Annotated in this window: 11 protein-coding genes; 8 read left to right on the top strand and 3 right to left on the bottom strand. The window is 74.9% G+C overall.

All coding sequences use genetic code 11. From position 1 onward, the window contains the following. Positions 1–118: 118 nt before the first annotated feature. On the bottom strand, positions 119–1294 hold the full coding sequence (locus ACFV1L_RS08525) for an MFS transporter (protein WP_380364123.1): 1176 nt from the start codon (positions 1292–1294) through the stop codon (positions 119–121). Between the two features lie 336 nt (positions 1295–1630). Between ACFV1L_RS08525 and ACFV1L_RS08520 the strand changes: the two genes are divergently transcribed. After that, positions 1631–2839 carry a C40 family peptidase gene (locus ACFV1L_RS08520; protein WP_380364122.1) on the top strand — a complete coding sequence of 403 codons (1209 nt, stop codon included), beginning with the start codon at positions 1631–1633 and terminating at the stop codon, positions 2837–2839. A gap of 25 nt (positions 2840–2864) precedes the next feature. Here ACFV1L_RS08520 and ACFV1L_RS08515 read toward each other — a convergent pair whose 3' ends face one another. Then, positions 2865–3494, bottom strand: a complete 630-nt coding sequence (locus ACFV1L_RS08515) for a DUF4232 domain-containing protein (protein ID WP_380364120.1) — start codon at positions 3492–3494, stop codon at positions 2865–2867. Positions 3495–3878: 384 nt separating this feature from the next. Between ACFV1L_RS08515 and ACFV1L_RS08510 the strand changes: the two genes are divergently transcribed. Then, a complete protein-coding gene (locus ACFV1L_RS08510) occupies positions 3879–4097 on the top strand; it encodes a hypothetical protein (protein ID WP_380364118.1) in 219 nt (72 codons plus the stop codon). A 14-nt stretch (positions 4098–4111) separates the two neighbouring features. On the opposite strand, the gene ACFV1L_RS08505 is transcribed toward ACFV1L_RS08510, so the two are convergent. Next, the gene (locus tag ACFV1L_RS08505; RefSeq protein ID WP_380364116.1) at positions 4112–4441 is read right to left on the bottom strand and encodes a hypothetical protein; all 330 of its coding nucleotides are present in this window, start codon (positions 4439–4441) and stop codon (positions 4112–4114) included. Between the two features lie 236 nt (positions 4442–4677). Here ACFV1L_RS08505 and hcp point away from each other — a divergent pair, with 236 nt between their 5' ends. The 6 genes from hcp to ACFV1L_RS08475 all read left to right on the top strand — a co-directional run. Next, entirely contained in the window at positions 4678–6384 is a 1707-nt protein-coding gene (gene hcp / locus ACFV1L_RS08500; protein WP_380364114.1) for a hydroxylamine reductase, read from the top strand. Continuing rightward, positions 6381–7415 (top strand): 2Fe-2S iron-sulfur cluster-binding protein, encoded by a 1035-nt coding sequence (locus tag ACFV1L_RS08495; protein WP_380364112.1) that lies wholly within the window; start codon positions 6381–6383, stop codon positions 7413–7415. The genes hcp and ACFV1L_RS08495 overlap by 4 nt, the downstream gene beginning before the upstream one ends. A gap of 719 nt (positions 7416–8134) precedes the next feature. Next, positions 8135–16258: an amino acid adenylation domain-containing protein gene (locus ACFV1L_RS08490; protein ID WP_380364110.1), complete on the top strand. Its 8124-nt coding sequence runs from the start codon at positions 8135–8137 to the stop codon at positions 16256–16258. After that, complete coding sequence (locus ACFV1L_RS08485; protein ID WP_380364109.1) at positions 16255–17934, top strand: thioester reductase domain-containing protein; 1680 nt, start codon at positions 16255–16257, stop codon at positions 17932–17934. The genes ACFV1L_RS08490 and ACFV1L_RS08485 overlap by 4 nt, the downstream gene beginning before the upstream one ends. Before the next feature lie 45 nt (positions 17935–17979). After that, a complete protein-coding gene (locus ACFV1L_RS08480; protein WP_380364107.1) occupies positions 17980–19173 on the top strand; it encodes a cytochrome P450 in 1194 nt (397 codons plus the stop codon). Between the two features lie 47 nt (positions 19174–19220). Beyond that, positions 19221–20630 (top strand): acyltransferase domain-containing protein (locus ACFV1L_RS08475; protein WP_380364105.1); only part of this gene is annotated, 1410 nt, incomplete at its 3' end.

The following is a 20630-nucleotide window of genomic DNA, read 5'->3' as shown; positions in this document are numbered from 1 at the left end:
CCCCCCCCCCGGCGCCCCCCCCCCCCCCCCCCCACCCCGGCCCCGGCCGCCCCCCCCCCCGGGGCCGCGGCCGACGACCTCGACCGGAACGCGCCTGCGCCGTAGCGGGACCGCTCCGTCAGTCCGCGCGGCGGCGCAGGAGGTACAGGCCGGAGCCGGCGGCGAGGACGGCCATGGTGGCGGTGAACAGCAGGCCGGCGTGGGTGAGGCCGAGCGGGGTGGTGAGCAGGCCGATGCCGATCACCGGAACGGAGATGCCGAAGTAGGCGACCACGAAGAGGGCGGAGAGGACGCCGCCGCGCCGGTCGGCGGGGGCGCTGGCGGCGAGTCGGTCGACGGCGCCGCGCAGGCCCATGCCCTGGCCCGTGCCGCCGACCAGGGCGGCGAGGACCAGGGGGACCAGGGCGCCGGTGGCGAGGGAGAGGGCGAGCAGGCCGAGGCCGGCGATCAGCACCAGGCAGCCCAGCGGGATCGCGCGGGCCGCGCCCAGCCGGGGCACCAGGAGCTGGCCGGCGGTGGAGGCGAAGAACGCCAGGCAGACGATCGCGCCGACCGCGGCGTGGTTGTGCACGCCCACGTCCTGGGCCAGGAACGCCGGGCTGACCGAGGTGAACACGCCGAGCAGCGAGAACCCCGCGAACGCGGCGAGCCCGGCGGGCACGAACACCCCGCGCACCTGCGGCGGCAGGCTCGGGCGGCGGGGCCGCGCGGTGCGCAGCGGGCGGGCCCCGGGCACCGTCTCCGGCAGCGACCGGAGGACGGCGAACGAGACCGCGAGCAGCACCAGGTGGACCAGGTAAGGGAGCGTCAGCGGGTGCGGCGCGTACTCGGCGAGCAGCCCGGACAGCAGCGGGCCGCAGCCGAGGCCGCCCATGTTCGCGGCCGTCGCGACGAACCCGGCACGGGCCCTGCGGTCGGGCGGGGCGAGTTCAAGGACGTACGCGGTGGCGGTGCCGGTGAAGAGTCCCGCCGACAGGCCGGAGAAGAACCGGCCGACGAACAGCAGCGGAAGGCCGTGCTCGGCGAGGAACGCGACCGCGGCGGCCGCGGCGCAGCCGAGGCCGCACAGGAGCACGGGGCGCCGGCCCACCGCGTCCGACACGTTGCCGACCAGCAGCAGCACGCCGATCACGCCGAACGCGTAGACCGCGAACACCACCGTCACCATCAGCTCGGAGAAGCCGATCTGCTCCTGGTACAGCCCGTACAGCGGGGTGGGCAGGGTGGTGCCCGCCATGCAGACGGCGAACGCCGCCGCCGCTCCCAGGTAGCCGCTGCGCTGACGGTCAATCATTTGATCACGGTAACCGCGCCGGGGGTCGGTGGGCCTTCGGCGGGGCCGGTCGGGCGGCTGCTGCGCCAGGCGGGTGAGGATCCCGCCCCACGGGTCCGGCCTGCCGGGGACGGGCAGGGGCGGGTGCCAGAGTGGGTGGCCGGGGTTCCGATCATCGGACGGATTCGCCTTCGCCGGAGTCGGAGCACCGCACCTGCCGGTCGGTCGAACCTGCCCGGCCGGCCGGACGTGCCCGATGCGACCGGCACGCCCCGACGCAACCGGCACACCGAGGTGCGGCCGGCACGCCGAGGTACGGCCGACGCAGCCGAGTTCCGAGCGAGGACGGTGGACCCGATGCCCCGTGGCACCCCCCGATCCCGGCGGGCCGCCGTGCTGCCGCCGGTGCTGGCGCTGCTGCTCGCCCTCGCCGCGCCCGCCGTCGCGGAGCCGGTGCCCGTGCCCGCCGTCGCGGAGCCGGTGCCCGTGCCCGCCGCTGCGGACCCGGTGCCGGCACCCGTACCCGCGCCAGTGCCCGCGCCCGCGCCGGCCGCCGCGGAGCCCGCGCCCGCTCCGGTGCCGGTGCCGGTGCCCGTGCCCGAGGAGGTGACCGCCGGGGACGCGCTCGACCAGTTCGGCCGGGACCTCGCGGACGCCCGGCACGCCGCCGAGGCCGCCGAACAGCGGGCCACCGCCGCGACGGCCCAACTCGACCGGCGGAAACAGGAGTCCGCGGACGCCGCCGCCCGGGCCGAGGCCGAACGGGTCAAGGTCGCGGAGGCGGAGGCGCAGGCCGCCCGGATGGTCGCGGAGCAGTACCGCACCGGCCCGCTGGGATCGTTCCTGCGGCTGTTCCTCTCCGACCGCCCGGAGGACTTCCTCGGCCGCCGGCAGCAGGAGTTCGACCGGGACCGCACCGCCGCCGAGGTGCTGGAGGAGCTGCGGCAGGCCCGGGGCCGGCTGGCCCTGGCGGCCGACCGGGCCCGGCAGGCCGAGGAGTCGGCGGCCGCCGCCGCGCACGACGCCCAGCAGGCGATGGACCGGGCGAGGACGGCCGCCGCCCGCACCGAGCAGCTGCTCGGCACCACCTCCGCCGAGCAGCTCGACCTGCTGGAGCAGCAGGAGGCCGCCCGCGCCGACCTGGCCCGTGAACAGCTGCTGGCCGCAGGGGCGTTCGGACCGGGCGGCAGCGCCTCCGAGGCCGGGCGGCGGGCCGTCGCCTACGCGCTCGCGCAGCAGGGCAAGCCGTACCTGTGGGGCGGCGCCGGGCCCGACGCGTTCGACTGCTCCGGCCTCACCTCGCAGGCCTGGCTGGCGGCCGGCGTCGCCGTTCCCCGCACCAGCCAGGAGCAGTGGGCCGAACTGCGCCGGATCCCGCTGCGCGAGCTGCGGCCCGGCGACCTGATCATCTATCACGACGACGCCGGGCACGTGGCGCTGTACCTGGGCGGCGGCACCGTCGTGCACGCCCCGCACACCGGCACGGTGGTCAAGCTCGCCCCCGTCACCATGCTGCCGATCCTCGGCGCGGTCCGCCCCGACCCGGGATCGCCGTCCGCGCCCTGACGGCGGCTCCGGCGGCGGCTCCGGCTCAGCGGGGGGCGGTCACCGGCCGGACCTGGGTGCCGGGCTGGGGCGCGGTGCGGCGGTCCTGCGGGTTGGCGCCCTCCCAGTGCACGGTGAGCTGCCCGGAGTCGCCGGGCGGCGTCAGCACCATCGACGTCACCTTGAACTCGTCCTGGCCGCGCTGCCCGCGACCCCGGTACGGCCGGTAGTCGACCAGCACGTTCGCGGTGCCGCCGGGCGGCAGGGTCACCGTCCGGGCCTGGTCCGAGCGGGAGCCCGGCAGCGTCCAGGCGTCGGCGCCGCTCACCAGCCGGACGGTCGGGGACCCCTTCATCGTGCAGGTCGCCGTGCTCCGGTTGGCCAGCTCGATCCGCTCCACCGCCGGACCGTCCGATGCGCTCGCCACCGCCCCGGCCGACACCGTCGCCCGCAGGTCCGCCGCCGTGCAGTGCCGCGGCCCGGCCCCCGCGCCGACCGGGGCCGGTGGGGCGGCGGTCTCCAGCGCGGGCGAGAGCGGGAGTTCGGCGGCGACCGGTGCGACCGGCGCGGCGGGCGCGACCGGCGCGACGGCCGGCCGGTGGTCCGCGCACGCGGTGAGCGAGACGCCCAGCGCCGCCACCGCAGCGGCAGCGGAGGACAGTTGACGAATACGCATGATCGGCCCCACCCGTGATCCCGGCGGCCCCACCCGGAGGCCGCGAAACTGACGGCCGGTCACCCCTCGAACCCACCCCCGGGACCGGCACACCCCCATGCTGGCCCCCGCCGATCAACAACCGATCAACACCGACGAGACGCGGCCGGGACACCGGCGAGAGCCGGCGAAGCCCCCCCAGGGTCCCTCCGAGCGCGGCGAAGCCGTCCGCCCCGGCCGGACTGATCCTGCCGCGCAGGGAACGGAACGGCCCGGGCCGCCCGGCGGTCCCGCAGCGGATTCCGACGGAGCGCCAACTCCTCACCGGCACAGTGGTAGGAGAAGAGCCGGGACGGGGATAGCACAGGTACTCATGTCCGCACAGCGAGGAATCCCGGGGGAGCCATGACGGATGACCGTCCCGAGGCAGCCGGCACCGCTCGCCGCACCCGGCGCCGGAAGATCACGGCCTGGCTGACCGCCCTGTACTACCGCAGTCCCGGCACGATCGTCATAGGCGGCTTCCTGATCCTGCTGACGGCGGTGTTCCTGCTGATGGGGCTGTTCGTCGACAGCACTCCCCAGCCGTGCCCGCCCGGCAAGGTCTGCGACTTCGTCCGTTGAGCCTCTCGGCTCTGTCACGCGCGGGCGGCGTTCGCCCGGCTCCACCGGTTCGAGCGCGTCGCCGTCCGCCGGGAGAGACGCCTCGACATCCGCAACGCCTCCGTCCCGATCGCCTGCGGACTCATGTGAGGGGGCGGCCCCAGACCTGCTCGGTGCGGGTGCCACGCAGCCGCGGCTTCGGCGAGCGCCCGGGAGTTTCCGGCCGCCGCCATGGCCAGGTCGGTCGGTTCGTCGGGGAGGCAGTACATCGCGTCGGGACCGTCGACCAGGTCGCCGCGTACCGTGGCGCCGGCCATGTGGACTCCGAAGGCGGCCAGGTCGGTTCTCCTCTCCGGGTCGCTCACGCCGGGGCCGAACCTGGACCAGTGGTAGGAGCGAGGAGGGCGGAACCACGGATTCTCGGACACGGCGGCCACTGCAGGACACGCCGCGCGGCTGCGCGGGAGGGACGGTCGGCCCGGGGTGGGGGACGTACGGGTACTGCGGGAGGCGGGGGCGGGGTTCGTAGCGTGGAGGGGACGCCCGGGAGCGGGGCCCGTGGGGGCCGGGGGCGAGGTGTTCGGACTCCAGGAGGACCGCGATGTTCTGTTACCAGTGCGAGCAGACCGACCGTACCGGGACGGTTCCCGGGTGCGCGGGGGCCGTCGGCAACTGCGGCAAGGATGCCGCGACTTCGGATCTGCAGGACCTGCTGGTCCACGCGGCGAAGGGCGTCGCCCAGTACGCCGCGGCGTCGCGCTCGCTCGGGCGGCCGGACGACGAGGCGGCGCGGTTCCTGCTGTTCTCGGTGTTCACCACGCTGACCAACGTGAACTTCAACCCGTCGCGGTTCGGCGCCCTGATCCAGCAGGCCGTCGCCCACCGGGCCCGCGCCCGGGCCCGGTACGAGGCGGCGGCGCGCGCCGCCGGGACCGAGCCGCGGGAGCTGGCCGGCCCGGCCGTCTGGCAGCCCGCCGACGACCCGGACGCGCTGGCCCGGCAGGCCGCCGAGGTCGGGGTGGACGCGGGCCTGGCCCTGGTCGGCCCGGACGTGGTGGGCCTGCGCTCGCTGCACCTGTACGCGTTGAAGGGCATCTGCGCGTACGCGCACCACGCGCACGTCCTCGGCAGGGAGAGCGCCGAGGTGTTCGCCGGCGTGGAGAGCGCCCTCGCGTACCTCGCGGGCGAGCCCGCGGACGCCGCCGACCTGATGGAGCGCGCGGTGGGCCTGGGCCGCCTCGGACTGGCGGCGATCGAACTGCTGGACGCCGCCAACACCGGCGCGTACGGCGCGCAGCAGCCCACCACGGTCCGCACCACGCCCGTCGCGGGCAAGGCGATCCTGGTCAGCGGCCACGACCTGCACGACCTGGAGCAGCTGCTGGAGCAGACCGTCGGCCAGGGAGTCAACGTCTACACGCACGGGGAGCTGCTGCCCGCGCACGCCTATCCGCTGCTGAAGGCGTACCCGCACCTGGTGGCCAACTACGGCGGCGCCTGGCAGGACCAGCAGCGCGAGTTCGCGGCGTTCCCCGGACCGATCCTGATGACCTCCAACTGCCTCGTCGAGCCCCACGCCGCGTACCGGCGGCGGATCTTCACCACCGGTCCGGTCGGCTGGCCCGGCGTGCGGCACCTCGCCGAGGGCGACTTCGGCCCGGTCGTGCAGGCCGCCCGGGCGCTGCCCGGCTTCCCCGCCGACCCGGACGCCGGGCCGGACGCCGACCCGGACGCCGGGCCCGAGGCTCGGCGGTCGCTCACCGTCGGCTACGGCGCGGACGCGGTGCTCGCGGTCGCCGACCGGGTCACCGCCGCGGTGCGCAGCGGCGCGATCCGGCACTTCTTCCTGGTCGGCGGCTGCGACGGCCCGACGCCGGGGCGCGACTACTACACCGAGTTCGCGGTCGGGGCGCCGGACGACGCCGTGGTGCTCACCCTGGGCTGCGCCAAGTACCGCTTCCACGGGCACGAGTTCGGGGAGATCGGCGGGATTCCGCGCCTGCTGGACCTGGGCCAGTGCAACGACACGCACTCGGCGATCCGGATCGCGGCCGCGCTGGCCGAGGCGTTCGAGTGCGAGGTGAACGACCTGCCGCTGACCCTGGTGCTGTCCTGGACGGAGCAGAAGGCCGTCGCGGTGCTGCTGGCCCTGCTGGCGCTCGGCATCCGCGACATCCACCTCGGTCCGACGCTGCCGGCCTTCCTCACCCCGAACCTGGTCGACGCCCTGGTGCGGCGCTTCGGCCTGCGGCTGGTCGGCGACCCGGCCGCCGACCTCGCCGCCGCGCTGGAACCGGCCGCGCGGTGACGGCCGATCAGGTCCCGGAAGCGCCGGGCCACCGGGTGGTGCTGACCACCAGCGACGGGGCCCGGCTGGAGGTGAGCTGCCCGCCCGGCAGCACCGTGCTGGAGGCCGCCGCCGAGGCCGGGGCCGCGCTGCCGGCCTCGTGCCGGCAGGGCACCTGCGGCTCCTGCCACGCCACCGTCACCTCGGGCGCGTTCGACCTCCGGCCGCACAGCGCGCAGGCGCTGCCGTCGGAGGAGCGGGAGCAGGGCGGGGTGCTGCTGTGCCGCACCGTGCCGCGCGGTCCGCTCCGCGCGGAGCTGCCGTACCCGCAGTCGCGGATCCTGTACGGGCGCGTTCCGGTCCGGGCGGCCGAGGTGGTGGCGGTCACGGCCGTCGCGCGAGACACCGTGCGGCTGGAGCTGGTGCTGACGGACAGTCCGGACTGCCAGTTCGACGCCGGGCAGTTCGTCGAGCTCGAACTGCCCGGCACCGACGTGCGGCGGGCCTACTCGCCGGCGAACACCGGCAACTGGGACGGCCGGATGGAGTTCTTCGTCCGGGTGCGGCCGGGCGGCGCCTTCTCCGGGCCGCTCGCCGAACGGCTCCGCCCCGGCGACCCGTTGACGGTGCACGGCCCGCAGGGCGCGTTCGGGCTGCACGAGACCGGGCTGCGGCCGCGCTGGCTGCTGGCCGGCGGCACCGGCCTGGCCCCGCTGCTGGCGATGGCCCGGCAGATGGCGGAGTGGCAGGATCCGCAGCCGGTGCGGCTGTTCTTCGGCGTCAACACGCCCGAGGAGGTGTTCGGCACCGGGGAGTTGGCGGCGCTGGCGGCCGAACTGCCGGGTTTCCGGCACCAGGTGTGCGTGCGCGAACCGGATGCGGCGTGGACCGGCCCGGTCGGCACCCCGGCCGATCTGCTGGCCGGGGCCCTGGCCGGGCACACCGGAGCGGCCCCCGACCTGTACGTGTGCGGACCCCCGGCGATGGTGGAGGCGGTGCGCCGGGCCGCCCCCGGCTGCCGGATCTTCCACGAACGCTTCCTGGCGAGCTGAACCGCGCGGTGTCGCAGGGCCGTTGGGCTCGGGGGAAGGAGCATTCGGAACGGACCGTTCGGCAAAGATTGCGGAACGCTCCCGTCCTGTCACTGGCCGAAATCGATCGCTTTTCGGCCGCATCGGAGCGGGCCGGTGACGGAGGGTGTTCGATTCGCGTGGAGTGACGGGCGGGGGCCCGGTGACACCAGCGACCTCCACCCACCGTGACCGGGCGCTCACTTCGAGCCGCCGGACCAGGATCGTCCGTCTTCGACCGGACCGCCCCGCCCGGGCGGTCCGGCGCCCGCGCGGCGGTTCGGCCCCTGCTCGGGGCGGGGGTGCGGCGTGATCGCGGTGTGATCGCCCGCTGATTTCGGATTTCAACCACGGGCCGAAAACAGTTGTTGACCGGTCGTGCACGCCCACCCTAGGGTCGTCCGCGTCGTAGGGGGAGGAACTCCGGGGGGAGGGCTCGGAAGCGGGTTCGGAGCACGTTCGGGGCGGCAGGTTTTGGGGGAGCCGCACCCGGAGTTCGGCCGAGAGTGCCGAACTCGCAATCAGATATGGGTAGTTGAGTTCACCAGCGGCGATCTGCGGTCCGCCGCGGTCCGCGCGGGACGCGCCTCGGGCGGCATCCCCGCCCATTCGAACCGCGGCCGCAGGCATTTCCGGAATTCCCACCGCGGCCATTCCGTGGTTCGCGACATCCGAATTTTCTCTCACCAGAGGAGTGACTCGTGAACGCCTTCACGGGGCGTCTGCCGCTGTCCGCCGCCCAGCACGAAGTGTGGGTCGCCCACCAGCTCGACCCGGGCCGCGCCGCGCACAACTGCGCCGGTTACGTGGACATTCGCGGCACGATCGACGAGCCGCACCTCGCCGAGGCCGTCCGGACCGCCGTGGACGAGGCCGACGCGCTGCGGGTGCGGTTCACCGCCGACCCCGACGGCCGGCCCTGGCAGCTCCCGCTGGAGGACGTCCCCGCTCTGCGCGTGCACGACCTGAGCGGCACGCCCGACGCCCGCGCCGCCGCCGAACGCTGGATGCGCGAGGACCTCGCCACCCCCGTCGACCTGTCCGACGGGCCGCTGTTCGCGCACACCCTGCTGAAGGTCGCCCCCGACCACCACCTGCTCCACCTGCGCTACCACCACATCGTGCTGGACGGCTACGGCCAGGCCCTGCACTGGCGGCGCCTCGCCGAGCTGTACACCGCCCGCACCGAAGGCCGAACTCCGAAGCCCGCCAACGCCGTCGGCCTCGCCGACCTGCTCGCCGAGGACGACGCCTACCGGGCCTCCGAGCAGTACCGCGAGGACCGCGCGCACTGGTACGCCGACCTCGCCGACCAGCCCGACCCGGCGAGCCTGGCCTCCGCCGACCAGCCCGGCCCCGCCGCCTCCCGGTTCCAGCCGCCCGCCCGGATCACCGGCGTCGACGCGGTCGCCGCCCGCCACCAGGTGCACTGGTCGGTGGTGGTGCTCGCCGCGACCGCCGCCTACCTGCACCGCCTCACCCAGCAGCAGGACCTGGTGCTCGGCCTGCCGGTGCGCGCCCGCACCACCCGCGCCGCCCTCACCACGCCCGCGATGCTCGCCAACGTGCTGCCGCTGCGCGTCACCGTCCGCCCCGAGCAGGACTTCCCGACCCTGCTGCGGCACGTCGCCGAACGCGCCGCGGAGGTCCTCGCCCACCAGCGCTTCCGCGGCGAGGAACTGCGCCGCGAGGCCCGCCGCACCGGCGCCGGCGGCCAGGCCCCCGCCGTCGTGGTCAACGTGGTGTCCTTCGATGGCCGACTGCGCCTCGGCGAACTCGCCTGCGCCGTCCACCAGTTGTCGTCCGGCCCGGTCGCCGACCTGGGCCTGGAGTTCTTCGGCGGCGCCGACGGCGCCGAACTCTCCCTCACCTTCGAGCCGAACCCGGCCCGCCACCGGGCCGCCGCGCTGGCCGGCCACCGGGCCCGCTTCGCCCGCTTCCTGACCACCCTGCTGGCCGCCCCCGACCACACCCCGGTCGGCGTGCTCGACCTGCTCACCCCCGCCGACGAGGCCACCGCCCGGATCGCCGGCCCGGTCCGCGACTACCGGCTGGAGCGCCCGCTGCCCGCCTGGATCGCCGACCAGGCCGCCCGCACCCCCGACGCCACCGCCGTCGAGGGGCCCGACGGCAGCACCCTGACCTACCGCCGACTGCTCGACCGCGCGAACGCGTTGGCGCACCACCTGCGCGGGCGCGGGGTCCGCCCCGGCGACGTGGTCGGCATCCACGAGGAGCGCTCGCTCGACCTGGTCGTCGGCCTGCTCGGCATCCTGCTGGCCGGCGCCGCCTACACCCCGCTCGACCCCGAGCAGCCGCTCGCCCGGCTCGCCCTGCAGATCGAGGACGCCGACGTCCGGGTGGTGCTCACCCGCACCGACCTCGCCGCCCGGCTGTCCGGCAGCTGCCTGGAGACCCTCCCGCTCGACACCCTGCTGCCCGGGCTGGCCGCCGCCGGCCCGCTCCCCGACGCCCCCGGCCCCGACGACCCCGCCTACGTGATCTTCACGTCCGGCTCCACCGGCCGCCCCAAGGGCGTCGCCGTGCCGCACCGCGGCATCGTCAACCGGCTGCTGTGGATGCAGGACGAGTACTGCCTCGGCACCGACGACAAGGTCCTGCAGAAGACCCCGTTCACCTTCGACGTGTCGGTGTGGGAGTTCTTCTGGCCGCTGATGACCGGCGCCACCCTGCACCTGATCGCCCCCGGCGCGCACCGCGACCCCCGGGCCATCGCCGACGCCGTCCGCCGGCACGCCGTCACCACCGCGCACTTCGTGCCGTCCATGCTCGACCTGTTCCTCGCCGAGCCCACCGCGGCCGAACTGCCCACCCTGCGCCGGGTCCTGTGCAGCGGCGAGGCGCTGCGCCCGGAGACCGTCGGCCGCTGGTTCGCGCAGCACGGCCCCGACGGGCCCGAACTGCACAACCTGTACGGCCCCACCGAGGCGTCCGTCGACGTCACCCACTGGCAGTGCCGGCCCGAGGACGCCGCCGGGCCCGTCCCGATCGGCCGGGCCGTCGCCAACACCACCCTGTACGTGCTCGACCGGGCCGGCCGCCGCCTGCCCGCCGGCGTCCCCGGCGAACTGGCCATCGGCGGCGTGCAGGTCGCCCTCGGCTACCTGAACCGGCCCGAACTGACCGCCGCCGCCTTCGTCCCCGGCCCCGGCGACACCGGACGGCTCTACCGCACCGGCGACCTCGCCGTGCTCGGCGCCGACGGCATCGTCCGCTACCTCGGCCGGCTCGACCACCAGTTGAAGGTGCACGGCTTCCGGATCGAGCCCGGCGAGATCGAGTCCGCGCTGCTCGCCCACCCCCGGATCGACCGCGCCGTGGTCACCGCCCCGCGCGCCGCCGACGGCCAACTCCGCCTGGTCGCCCACCTGGTGGCCACCGGCCCGGTGCCCGAGCACGGCGAGCTCGCCGCGTTCCTGCGCGAGCGGCTGCCCGCCCACATGGTGCCCGCGCACTTCGTGCCGCTGCCCGAACTGCCGCTGCTGCCCAACGGCAAGCTCGACCGCAACGCCCTGCCGCTGCCCGACACCACCGCCCCCGCCGCCGGCGCCCAGGCCCCCGTCACCGAGGCGCAGCGCCTGCTGCACCGCGCCTGGGCCGCCGTCCTCGGCACCGACGCGTTCGGCATCGACGACTCGTTCTTCGCCCTCGGCGGCGACTCCATGCACGCGATCCGGGTCCGCGCCGAGGTCGAACGCCACGGCCGCACCTTCGACGTCGCCGACCTGTTCCAGGGCCCGTCGGTGCGCGAACTCGCCCTGCTGGTACGCCCGCTGGCCGACCGGCAGGAGACGAGCGAGCCGTTCGGGCTGCTCTCGGACCGCGACCGGGCGCTGCTGCCCGACGACCTGGACGACGCCTACCCGCTGAGCGCCATGCAGGCCGGCATGCTGTTCCACGCCGCGTTCGGCGACGACACCTCCGTCTACCGGGTCGTCACCAGCATCCGGATCGCCGCCCCGCTGGACGCGGCCGCGCTGCGCGCCGCCGTCGACGACACCGCGCGCCGCCACCCCTCGCTGCGCTGCTCCTTCGACCTGTCGCGCTACTCCGAGCCGCTTCAGCTCGTCCACCGGCAGGTCACCATCCCGATCGAGGACGGCGAGGACCTGCGCGGACTCACCCCCGCCGCCGCCCGCCGCACCGTCGAGGCCTGGGTCGAGCAGGCCAAGTTCACCACCTTCGACCCGGCCACCGCGCCGCTGCTGAAGTTCGCCGTCCACCCGATGGACGGCGACGCCTTCGAACTGTCCGTCGTCGAGCACCACGTCGTCCTCGACGGCTGGAGCGACATGCGGATGCTGGAGGAGATCGTCGAGCACTACCGGGCCCGGCTCGCCGGACACGCCCTGGACCTGCCCGAAGTCGGCTCCGCCTACCGGGACTTCGTCGCCGCCGAACGCGCCGCCGTCGCCGACCCCGCCGCCCGCGCGTTCTGGGCCGAGGTGCTGCGCGGCGCCGAACCCACCGACCTCGCGCCCCGCCCCGCCGGCGAGGCCCGGCCCGCCGCCAACCAGCGCTACGACGTGCCGATCGCCGAGGACACCGCCGCCGCGCTGCGCGCCCTCGCCGCCCGCGAATCCCTGCCGCTGAAGGCCCTGCTGGTCGCCGCGCACACCGCCGTGCTGCGCCTGGTCGGCGGCAGCGACGAGGTCCTCACCGGCATGGTCGCCAACGGCCGCCTGGAGGAGCCCGGCGGCGACGAGACCATCGGCGTGTTCCTCAACACCCTGCCGCTGCACCTCGACCTCGCCGACGCCAGCCTGCTGGACGCCGCCCGCGCCGTGTTCGCCCACGAGCGCGCCGCCGCCCCGTACCGCCGCTACCCGATCGCGCAGATGCAGCACGACCTCGGCGCGGACCTGCGGCTCAGCTCCTACGTCAACTTCATGGACTTCCACCGCGACGGCACCCGCGACAGCGACGCGCTGATGCAGGTCACCGTCGGCATCGCCGAGACCAACTACCCGCTGGCCGTCAACTTCCTGGTCGACCCCGAGGAACGCCGCCTGTCGCTGTGGCTGGACTGCGACCTCGCCGTGCTGCCCGAGGAGTTCTGCGACCGGCTGGCCGGCTACTACGCCCGCGCCGTCGAACGCGTCGCCCACCACGGCGAGCGGCCCGCCGTCGACGCCGACCTGCTCGGCGCCGCCGAACTCGCCGCCCTCGACGCCTGGAACGACACCGCCGTCCACTACGACAGCGCCGACACCGTGCACGGCCTGATCGCCCGTCAGGCCGCCGCCCGCCCCGACGCCGTCGCGCTCGCCCACCGCGACCGGGAACTCGACTACGCCGAACTCGACACCCGCGCCAACCGCCTCGCCCACCACCTGATCGGCCTCGGCGTGCGCCCCGGCGACCTGGTCGGCGTCAGCGTCCGCCGCGGGGCCGACCTGGTCACCGCGCTGATCGCCGTCCACAAGGCCGGCGCCGCCTACGTCCCGATGGACCCGGCGTTCCCGCGCACCCGCCTCGACACCATCGCCGAGGACGCCGCCATCGGCTGCCTGATCACCGGCCCCGGCGCCCCCGCCGGCCTCACCGCGGCCCGGCACACCGACCTCGCCGAGGACGCCGCCGCGATCGCCGCCCGCCCCGGCCACGCGCCCGCGGTCGCCGTCGGCGGCGACGACACCGCCTACGTCATCTACACCTCCGGCTCCACCGGCAAGCCCAAGGGCACCGCGATCCGGCACCGCAACGCCGTCAACTTCTTCACCGGCATGGACGCCGCCGTCGGCTGCGGCCCCGAAGACACCGTCCTCGCCGTCACCAGCGTCTCCTTCGACATCTCGATCCTCGAACTGCTCTGGCCGCTCACCCGCGGCGCCAAGGTGGTCGTCGCCGGCGAACGCATCGTCAACAACCTGGTGCCGCGCCCCGACGACCGCGACCGGCCGCTCGGCTTCAGCCTGTTCTTCTTCGCCGCCGCCGCGGGCGTCTCCCGCCAGGACGGCTACCGGCTCGTCCTGGACGCCACCAAGTACGCCGACCGGCACGGCTTCGAGGCCGTCTGGACCCCCGAACGGCACTTCCACGCCTTCGGCGGCCTCTACCCCAACCCGTCCGTGATGTCCGCCGCCCTCGCCACCGTCACCGACCGGATCGCGCTGCGCTGCGGCAGCGTCGTCGCCCCGCTGCACGACACCGTCCGGATCGCCGAGGAGTGGTCGCTGGTCGACAACCTCTCCGGCGGACGCGTCGGCCTCGCGTTCGCGGCCGGCTGGAACTCCAACGACTTCGTGCTGCGCCCCGAGAACTTCCCCGGCCGCAAGCAGCTGATGACCGATCAGCTCGCCGAGTTCCGCAAGCTGTGGCGCGGCGAGCAGGTGCTGCGCACCGGAGGCAGCGGCGAACTCGTCGACGTGAAGATCCACCCCGCGCCGGTGCAGGACGAGCCGCCGATCTGGCTCACCTCGGTCGGCAACGTGGAGACCTTCGAGAAGGCCGGCGCGTCCGGCGCCAACCTGCTCACCCACCTGCTCGGCCAGGCCCCGGAGGACCTCGCCGTGAAGATCTCCGCCTACCGCAAGGCCCGCGAGGCGGCCGGCCACGACGGACCCGGCCAGGTCACCCTGATGGTGCACACCTTCATGGCCGACGACACCGCCGACGCCCGGGCCCGGGCCCGCGAACCCTTCCGCGACTACCTGCGCAGCTCCACCGAACTGTGGCGCACCCTGTTCGCCACCACCGGCCAGGACCTGCCCGAGATGGGCGCCGAGGACCAGATCGAAGCGGTCATCGACCTCGCCATCGACCGCTACTTCGAAGCCTCCGGCCTGTTCGGCTCGCCCGAGGACTGCGCCGAACTGGTCCGCACCCTGGCCGCCGCCGGCGTCGACGAGATCGCCTGCCTGGTCGACTTCGGCGTCGCCCCCGACGAGGTCCTCGACAGCCTGGCCAAGGTCGACGAACTGCGCCGCGCCCACGAGGCCGAAGTGGTCGAGAACCCGTACTCGCTGGCCGCGCTCGCCACCCGACACTCCGTCACCCTGCTCCAGGGCACCCCGTCGCTGCTCGCCGCGGTCGCCGCCGAACCCGAGGCGCTCGGCGCGCTGACCGGGCTGCGCGCCCTGCTGATCGGCGGCGAGGCGTTCCCGTCCGGCCTCGCGCAGCGCCTGCTCGGCGCCCTCCCGGACGTCCGGGTGCTCAACATGTACGGGCCCACCGAGACCACCATCTGGTCCACCGTCCACGAGCTCGACCGCGAACTCGACCCGCAGGCCGGCACCGTGCCGATCGGCGTGCCGATCGCCAACACCGTGGTCCGGGTCGCCGACCCGCACGGGCGGCCCGCCCCGATCGGCGCGTCCGGCGAACTGTGGATCGGCGGCCACGGCGTCGCCGCCGGCTACCTCGGCCGCCCCGACCTGACCGCCGAACGCTTCGTCGAACAGGACGGGCAGCGGTACTACCGCACCGGCGACCGGGTCCGCTGGCGCGCCGACGGCCGCCTGGAGTTCCTCGGCCGGGTCGACCGGCAGGTGAAGATCCTCGGCCACCGGGTCGAACCCGACGAGGTGGAGAGCGTGCTGTCCCGCCACGACGGCGTCGACGCCGTCGCCGTGATCGCCGTCGACGGCGCCCACGGGCCGGAACTCGTCGCCTACGTCTCGCCCGCCGAGGAGCTCTCCGACCACACCGTCCAGCAGGCCCACGTCCAGCGCTGGGGCGAGGTCTGGGAGAGCGCCTACACCCAGCCCGCCGACGACGGAAGCGAGTTCGCCGGCTGGCTGTCCAGCTACAGCGGCGAGCCGATCCCCGTCCCCGAGATGCGCGAATGGCTCGGCCACACCGTGCAGCGGATCCACGCGCTGAAGCCCACCCGGGTCGCGGACGTCGGCGTCGGCGTCGGCCTGGTGCTGCGCAACTTCGCCGAGACCACCGAGGCCTACCACGGCATCGACCTCTCCCCGGCCGCCCTCGACGCCGCCCGCGGCTGCCTCGGCCGGCCGCTGCCCGCACACGTCGAACTCGCCCACAGCGGCCCGGAGTACCTCACCACGCTGCCCGAGGACAGCCTCGACACCGTGGTGATCAACTCGGTCGCCCAGTACTTCCCCGGCACCGACTACCTGCGCACCGTCCTGCACGACGCCGCCCGCGCCGTGCGCCCCGGCGGCGCCGTCTTCGTCGGCGACGTCCGCTCCCTCGACCTGCTGCCCGAGTTCCACACCGCCGTCCAGCTCCACCGCGCCGACCCGCTCACCACCGTCGACGAACTCCGCTCCGCCGTCGACCGCCACCTCGCCGAGGAACGCGAACTCTGCCTGTCGCCGGACTTCTTCCAGCGGCTGGCCGCCGAGCACGACAAGATCGGCGAGGTCCGGTTCGAACTCAAGCGCGGCCACGCCGACAACGAACTCACCCTGTTCCGCTACGACGTGACCCTGCTGATCGGCGAACCCGCCCCCGCCACCGCCCCGGCCCAGCTCGCCTGGGACGCCCTGCCCGACGGCCTCGACGCGCTGCGCGACCGGCTCGCCGCCGAACCCGGCGAGCTGCTCGTCACCGGCATCCCCAACCGCCGCCTGCAGCGCGCCACCGCCGCCGTCCGGGCCCTCGCCGACCTCCCCGGCGACGCCACCGCCTGGGACGTCGACCGCCGCCTGTGGCAGGTCGACGAGGACGCCGCCGTCCACCCCGAGGACCTGCACGCCCTCGCCGAAGCCACCGGCCACCGCCTCACCACCCGGGTCCGCCCCGACGGCCGCCTGGACACCTTCGACGCCGCCTTCACCCCCGCGGGCACCCGCGCCGCCACCGCGGCCCCCGCCGACACCGAGGACGAGGCATGAACCGACGACTCGCCAACGACCCGCTCGCCACGGCCTGGGCGGCCGGCCTGCGCGGCAGCCTCCGCGGCTACGCCCGCACCCACCTGCCCGAGGCGATGGTCCCCGCCCACTTCGTGGTGCTGCCCGAACTCCCCAAGCTCCCCAACGGCAAGGTCGACCGGGGCGCCCTGCCCCGGCCCACCGCCGAGGAGAGCACCGAGAGCGCCTACGTCGCACCCCGCACCCCCGTGGAGACCCAGCTCGCCCGGATCTGGCAGGACCTGCTCGGCCTGCCCCGGGTCGGCGTCGAAACCAGCTTCTTCGACCTCGGCGGCGACTCCCTGACCGTCCTCCAGATGGCCGCCCAGGTCCGCGACGCCTACGGCGTCCGCCTCGACCTGCGCCGGATGTTCGAGGACCCCACCGTCGCCCGGCTCGCCCGGATGGTCGGCTCCGAGGCCGACCCCTACCTGTCCGGCGCCGCCAACCCGCGCGGCGTCGACGACGAGCAGATGGTCGCCGACGCCGTCCTGCCCGAGGACATCGCCCCCGGCCCCGACACCCTGCCGCCCGCCACCGCCCCCTACCGGGCCGTGTTGCTCACCGGCGGCACCGGCTACACCGGCGCGTTCCTGCTGCGCGAACTGCTCGACCGCTCCACCGCCACCGTCCACGTCCTGGTCCGCGCCGCCGACCGCGCCCAGGCCGACGCCCGGGTGCTCGACAACCTCACCGAGTACGGCCTGCTGCGCACCGGCGACGCCGAACGGATCGTCGGCGTCCCCGGCGACACCGGCCGGCCCTACCTCGGCACCACCCGCCGCGCCTACCGCGAACTCGCCGGAACCGTCGAGATGATCGTCCACAACGCGGCCATCTCCAGCTGGATCGTGCCCTACCCGAAGATCAAGCCCGTCAACGTGTTCGGCGCCCTCGAAGTCCTGCGCCTGGCCTGCGACACCCGCACCAAGCCCGTGCACTTCGTCTCCACCATCGGCGTCTACCCCGGCGACCAGGGCGAACGCCGCTGGGACGAGGAGCGCCTGACGGAGACCCAGGACGTGGTCGGCGGCTACCGGCAGTCCAAGTGGGTCGCCGACACCCTGATGCTGCAGGCCCGCGAACGCGGCGTCCCCACCCACGTCTACCGGCTCGGCGCGGTCGCCGGCTCCCAGACCACCGGCGCCTGCTCCACCGACACGTTCATCAACCACCTGCTCAAGGGCTGCATCCAGCTGGGCGCCTACCTCGACTACGACCTGCTGATCGACCTCGTCCCGGTCGACTACTGCGCCGCCGCCGTCGCGCAGATCGCGCTGGCCGGCGGCCACCGCGAAGCCGTGTTCAACGTCCCCGGGGCCGGCTCCACCGGAATGAACGACATCTTCCAACTGGTCGTCGACCACGGCTACCCGCTGCGCAAGCTCGCCTACCAGGACTGGTACCGCGAACTGGTCGCCGCCGTCGAACGCGGCGAGGACAACGAACTGGCGGTCTACCTCCCGCTGTTCGGCGAGGACCGCCCCGCCGACGAGGTCGGCTACCCCGGCAGCCGGCCGGTCTTCGGCACCGCCCACCTGGAGGAGGCGCTGACCGGCACCGGCATCACCCCGCGCCGCGTCGACCGGGACCTGTTCGCGCTGTACCTCGACTACTTCGTCTCGACGGGCTTCCTGCCCGCACCGCCCCAGGGCTGACGCCCCCTCGACAGCCGACGCCACCCAGAGCAGATGGAGACCGCGATGACCGCCCCCGCCCTGCCGTCCTTCCCGATGCCCCGCGTGCACCCGCTCGACCCGCCGCCCGCCTACCGCGAACTCAGCGCCGAACAGCCGGTGTTCCGCGTCGCCACCCCGCGCGGCGAGCAGGTCTGGGTGGTCACCCGGCACGAGGACGTCCGCGCCGTGCTGACCGACCACCGGCTCAGCTCCGACCCCAAGACCCCCGGCTACCCGTCCTACATCTCCGGCGACACCCCGCTGCCGCCCGGCTTCTTCCTCAACCAGGACGAGCCCGACCACGGCCGGCTGCGCCGCCTGGTCACCCGCGAGTTCCTGGTCGGCCTGATGGAGGCCAAGCGCCCCCGGATGCAGGCCATCCTCGACGGCCTGCTCGACAAGCTGGAGGCCCAGGGCAACAGCGCCGACCTGGTCACCCAGCTGGCCTTCCCGATGGCCGCCACCGTGATGTGCGAACTGCTCGACGTGGCCTACGAGGACGCCCCGCTGTTCGTCGGCCTCACCGACACCATCCTCGACCGCCGCAGCACCCCCGAGCAGGTCGCCCGGGCCGCCGGCGACCTGATGGCCTACTTCGACCGGCTGGTCACCGACCGGGAGAACCACCCCACCGACGACATGCTCGGCCGCCTGGTCACCCACCAGGAGGCCGGCAAGATCGACCACGCCGAGTTCGTCGGCCTGGCCGCGCTGCTGCTGCTCTCCGGCTACGACACGATGGCCCAGATGATCGGCCTCGGCACCGCCACCCTGCTCGAACACCCCGACCAGCTCGCCGAGTTGCAGGCCGACCCGACCAAGATCCCGCACGCCATCGAGGAACTGCTCCGCTACCTCTCGATCAACCACGCCGGCCTGCCGCGCGCCGCCGTCGCCGACATCGAACTCGGCGGACAGACCATCAAGGCCGGCGACGGCCTGCTCGTCATGATCAACGCCGCCAACCGGGACGCCGCCGTCTTCCCCGAGCCCGACCGGTTCGACATCCACCGCGAGAACCCGCAGAGCCACGTCGCGTTCGGCCACGGCTTCCACAAGTGCATCGGCCTCACCCTCGCCCGGGTCGAGCTCAGCACCGTCTTCGCCGGCCTGTTCGCCCGCTTCCCCGGCCTCAAGCTCGCCCGCCCGCTCCAGGACCTGCCGTTCCGCCACGACATGGTGCTCTACGGCGTGCGCGAACTGCCCGTCACCTGGTGACCCGGCTTCCCGACCAGCCCTCGGACGACATCGATGAAGGACGCGTGATGGCAGTTCAGACCGTCTACCTGCTGCCCGGGCAGGGCGGCTACACCCCCGGGGCCCTCGCCGGCCGCGAGGACGCCGCGCTCACCGAGGCGCTGCGCACCGTCGACCGGGTCGCCGCCGAGTTCGGCCGCCCCGCCGTCAGCGGGCTGCTCACCCGGACGGACGCGCCGAGCGCCGCCGACCTGGTCCGCGACGACCCGTTCGCGCTGCAACTCGCCGTCTACGCCGCCGGCGTGGGCGGTCTGCTGCTGGCCCCGCCGGTCGGCCCCGCGGACGCCCTGGTCGGCCACAGCATGGGCGAGATCGCCGCACTCACCCTCGCCGGGGCGTTCGACCCCGCCGACGGCGCGCGGCTGGTCGCCCACCGCGCCGAGGCCCTCGCCGCCCACCACACCACCGGCGGCGGCATGCTCGCCGTCGAACTCACCGCCGAGCGCACCGCGCACCTGGTCGGCGCCGCCGACGACCGGGCGCTGGCGCTCGCCGTCGTCAACGCCCCGCGCCAGTGCGTGGTGGCCGGCCCCGAGGACGCCCTCGCCACCGTCGCCCGCCTCGCGGACGCGCTCGGCGCGCGCACCGTCCGGCTCAACGCGCCCTACCCGTTCCACAGCCCCGGACTCGCCGCCGCCGCACACGAGTTCCGGCGGCGGATCGCCGGGATCCGCCAGCTCCCGCTGCGGCACGCCGTCCACTCGCCGGTCGCCGGCCGCTGGATCGCCGACACCGACGACCTCAAGGAGCTGCTGGTCCGTCAACTCACCACGCCGGTCCGCTTCCTGGACGCCGTCCGGGAGCTGCACGCGCACGGCGCCGAGACCTTCGTCGAATGCGGGCGGGCCGGCCTCGCCGGGCTGGTGCGGCGCAGCGTGCCGAACGTGGCGGTCGTCGTGGCGGGCACCGCCGCGTCGCCCCTGGCGGCCGAGACCGCGGTCCTTGCCGAGGCCGCCGCCCCGGAGCCCGCTGCGGTTCCGGTGCCCGCCGCGGCTGCGGCTGCGTCTGCGGCGGTTCCCGCCGTTTCGGGTCCGGTGCTGGACCGGGAGTCGGTGGTGTCGCAGTTGCGTGAGCTGTTCGCGGGGACGCTGGGGTATCCGGTGGAGATGGTGACGGCGGACGCGGATCTGGAGGCCGATCTCGGGATCGACTCGCTGAAGCGGGTGGAGATGCTGGCGAAGGTGTCGGCGCAGTTCGGATTGGGGGAGTCGATCGAGTCGGGTCGGTTCATCGCCCAGTCCACGCTGGCCGACGTCGCCGAACTCGTCCTCGCCGCACCCGCATCCGGGGCGACGGCGACACCCGCCGCGGCTGCGGCTGCGGCTGCGGCGGTTCCCGCCGTTTCGGGTCCGGTGCTGGACCGGGAGTCGGTGGTGTCGCAGTTGCGTGAGCTGTTCGCGGGGACGCTGGGGTATCCG

This window comes from Kitasatospora sp. NPDC059646, assembly GCF_042734615.1.
In the GTDB taxonomy this organism is placed as follows: Bacteria; Actinomycetota; Actinomycetes; order Streptomycetales; family Streptomycetaceae; genus Kitasatospora.
This window is presented reverse-complemented; position numbering and strand designations above follow the sequence as displayed.

Coding starts and splice junctions, on each gene's coding strand:
- ACFV1L_RS08485 (WP_380364109.1), top strand. CDS start 16,255: ATGAACCGACGACTCGCCAACGACCCGCTCGCCACGGCCTGGGCGGCC.
- ACFV1L_RS08480 (WP_380364107.1), top strand. CDS start 17,980: ATGACCGCCCCCGCCCTGCCGTCCTTCCCGATGCCCCGCGTGCACCCG.
- ACFV1L_RS08510 (WP_380364118.1), top strand. CDS start 3,879: ATGACGGATGACCGTCCCGAGGCAGCCGGCACCGCTCGCCGCACCCGG.
- ACFV1L_RS08525 (WP_380364123.1), bottom strand. CDS start 1,294: ATGATTGACCGTCAGCGCAGCGGCTACCTGGGAGCGGCGGCGGCGTTC.
- ACFV1L_RS08515 (WP_380364120.1), bottom strand. CDS start 3,494: ATGCGTATTCGTCAACTGTCCTCCGCTGCCGCTGCGGTGGCGGCGCTG.
- ACFV1L_RS08520 (WP_380364122.1), top strand. CDS start 1,631: ATGCCCCGTGGCACCCCCCGATCCCGGCGGGCCGCCGTGCTGCCGCCG.
- hcp (WP_380364114.1), top strand. CDS start 4,678: ATGTTCTGTTACCAGTGCGAGCAGACCGACCGTACCGGGACGGTTCCC.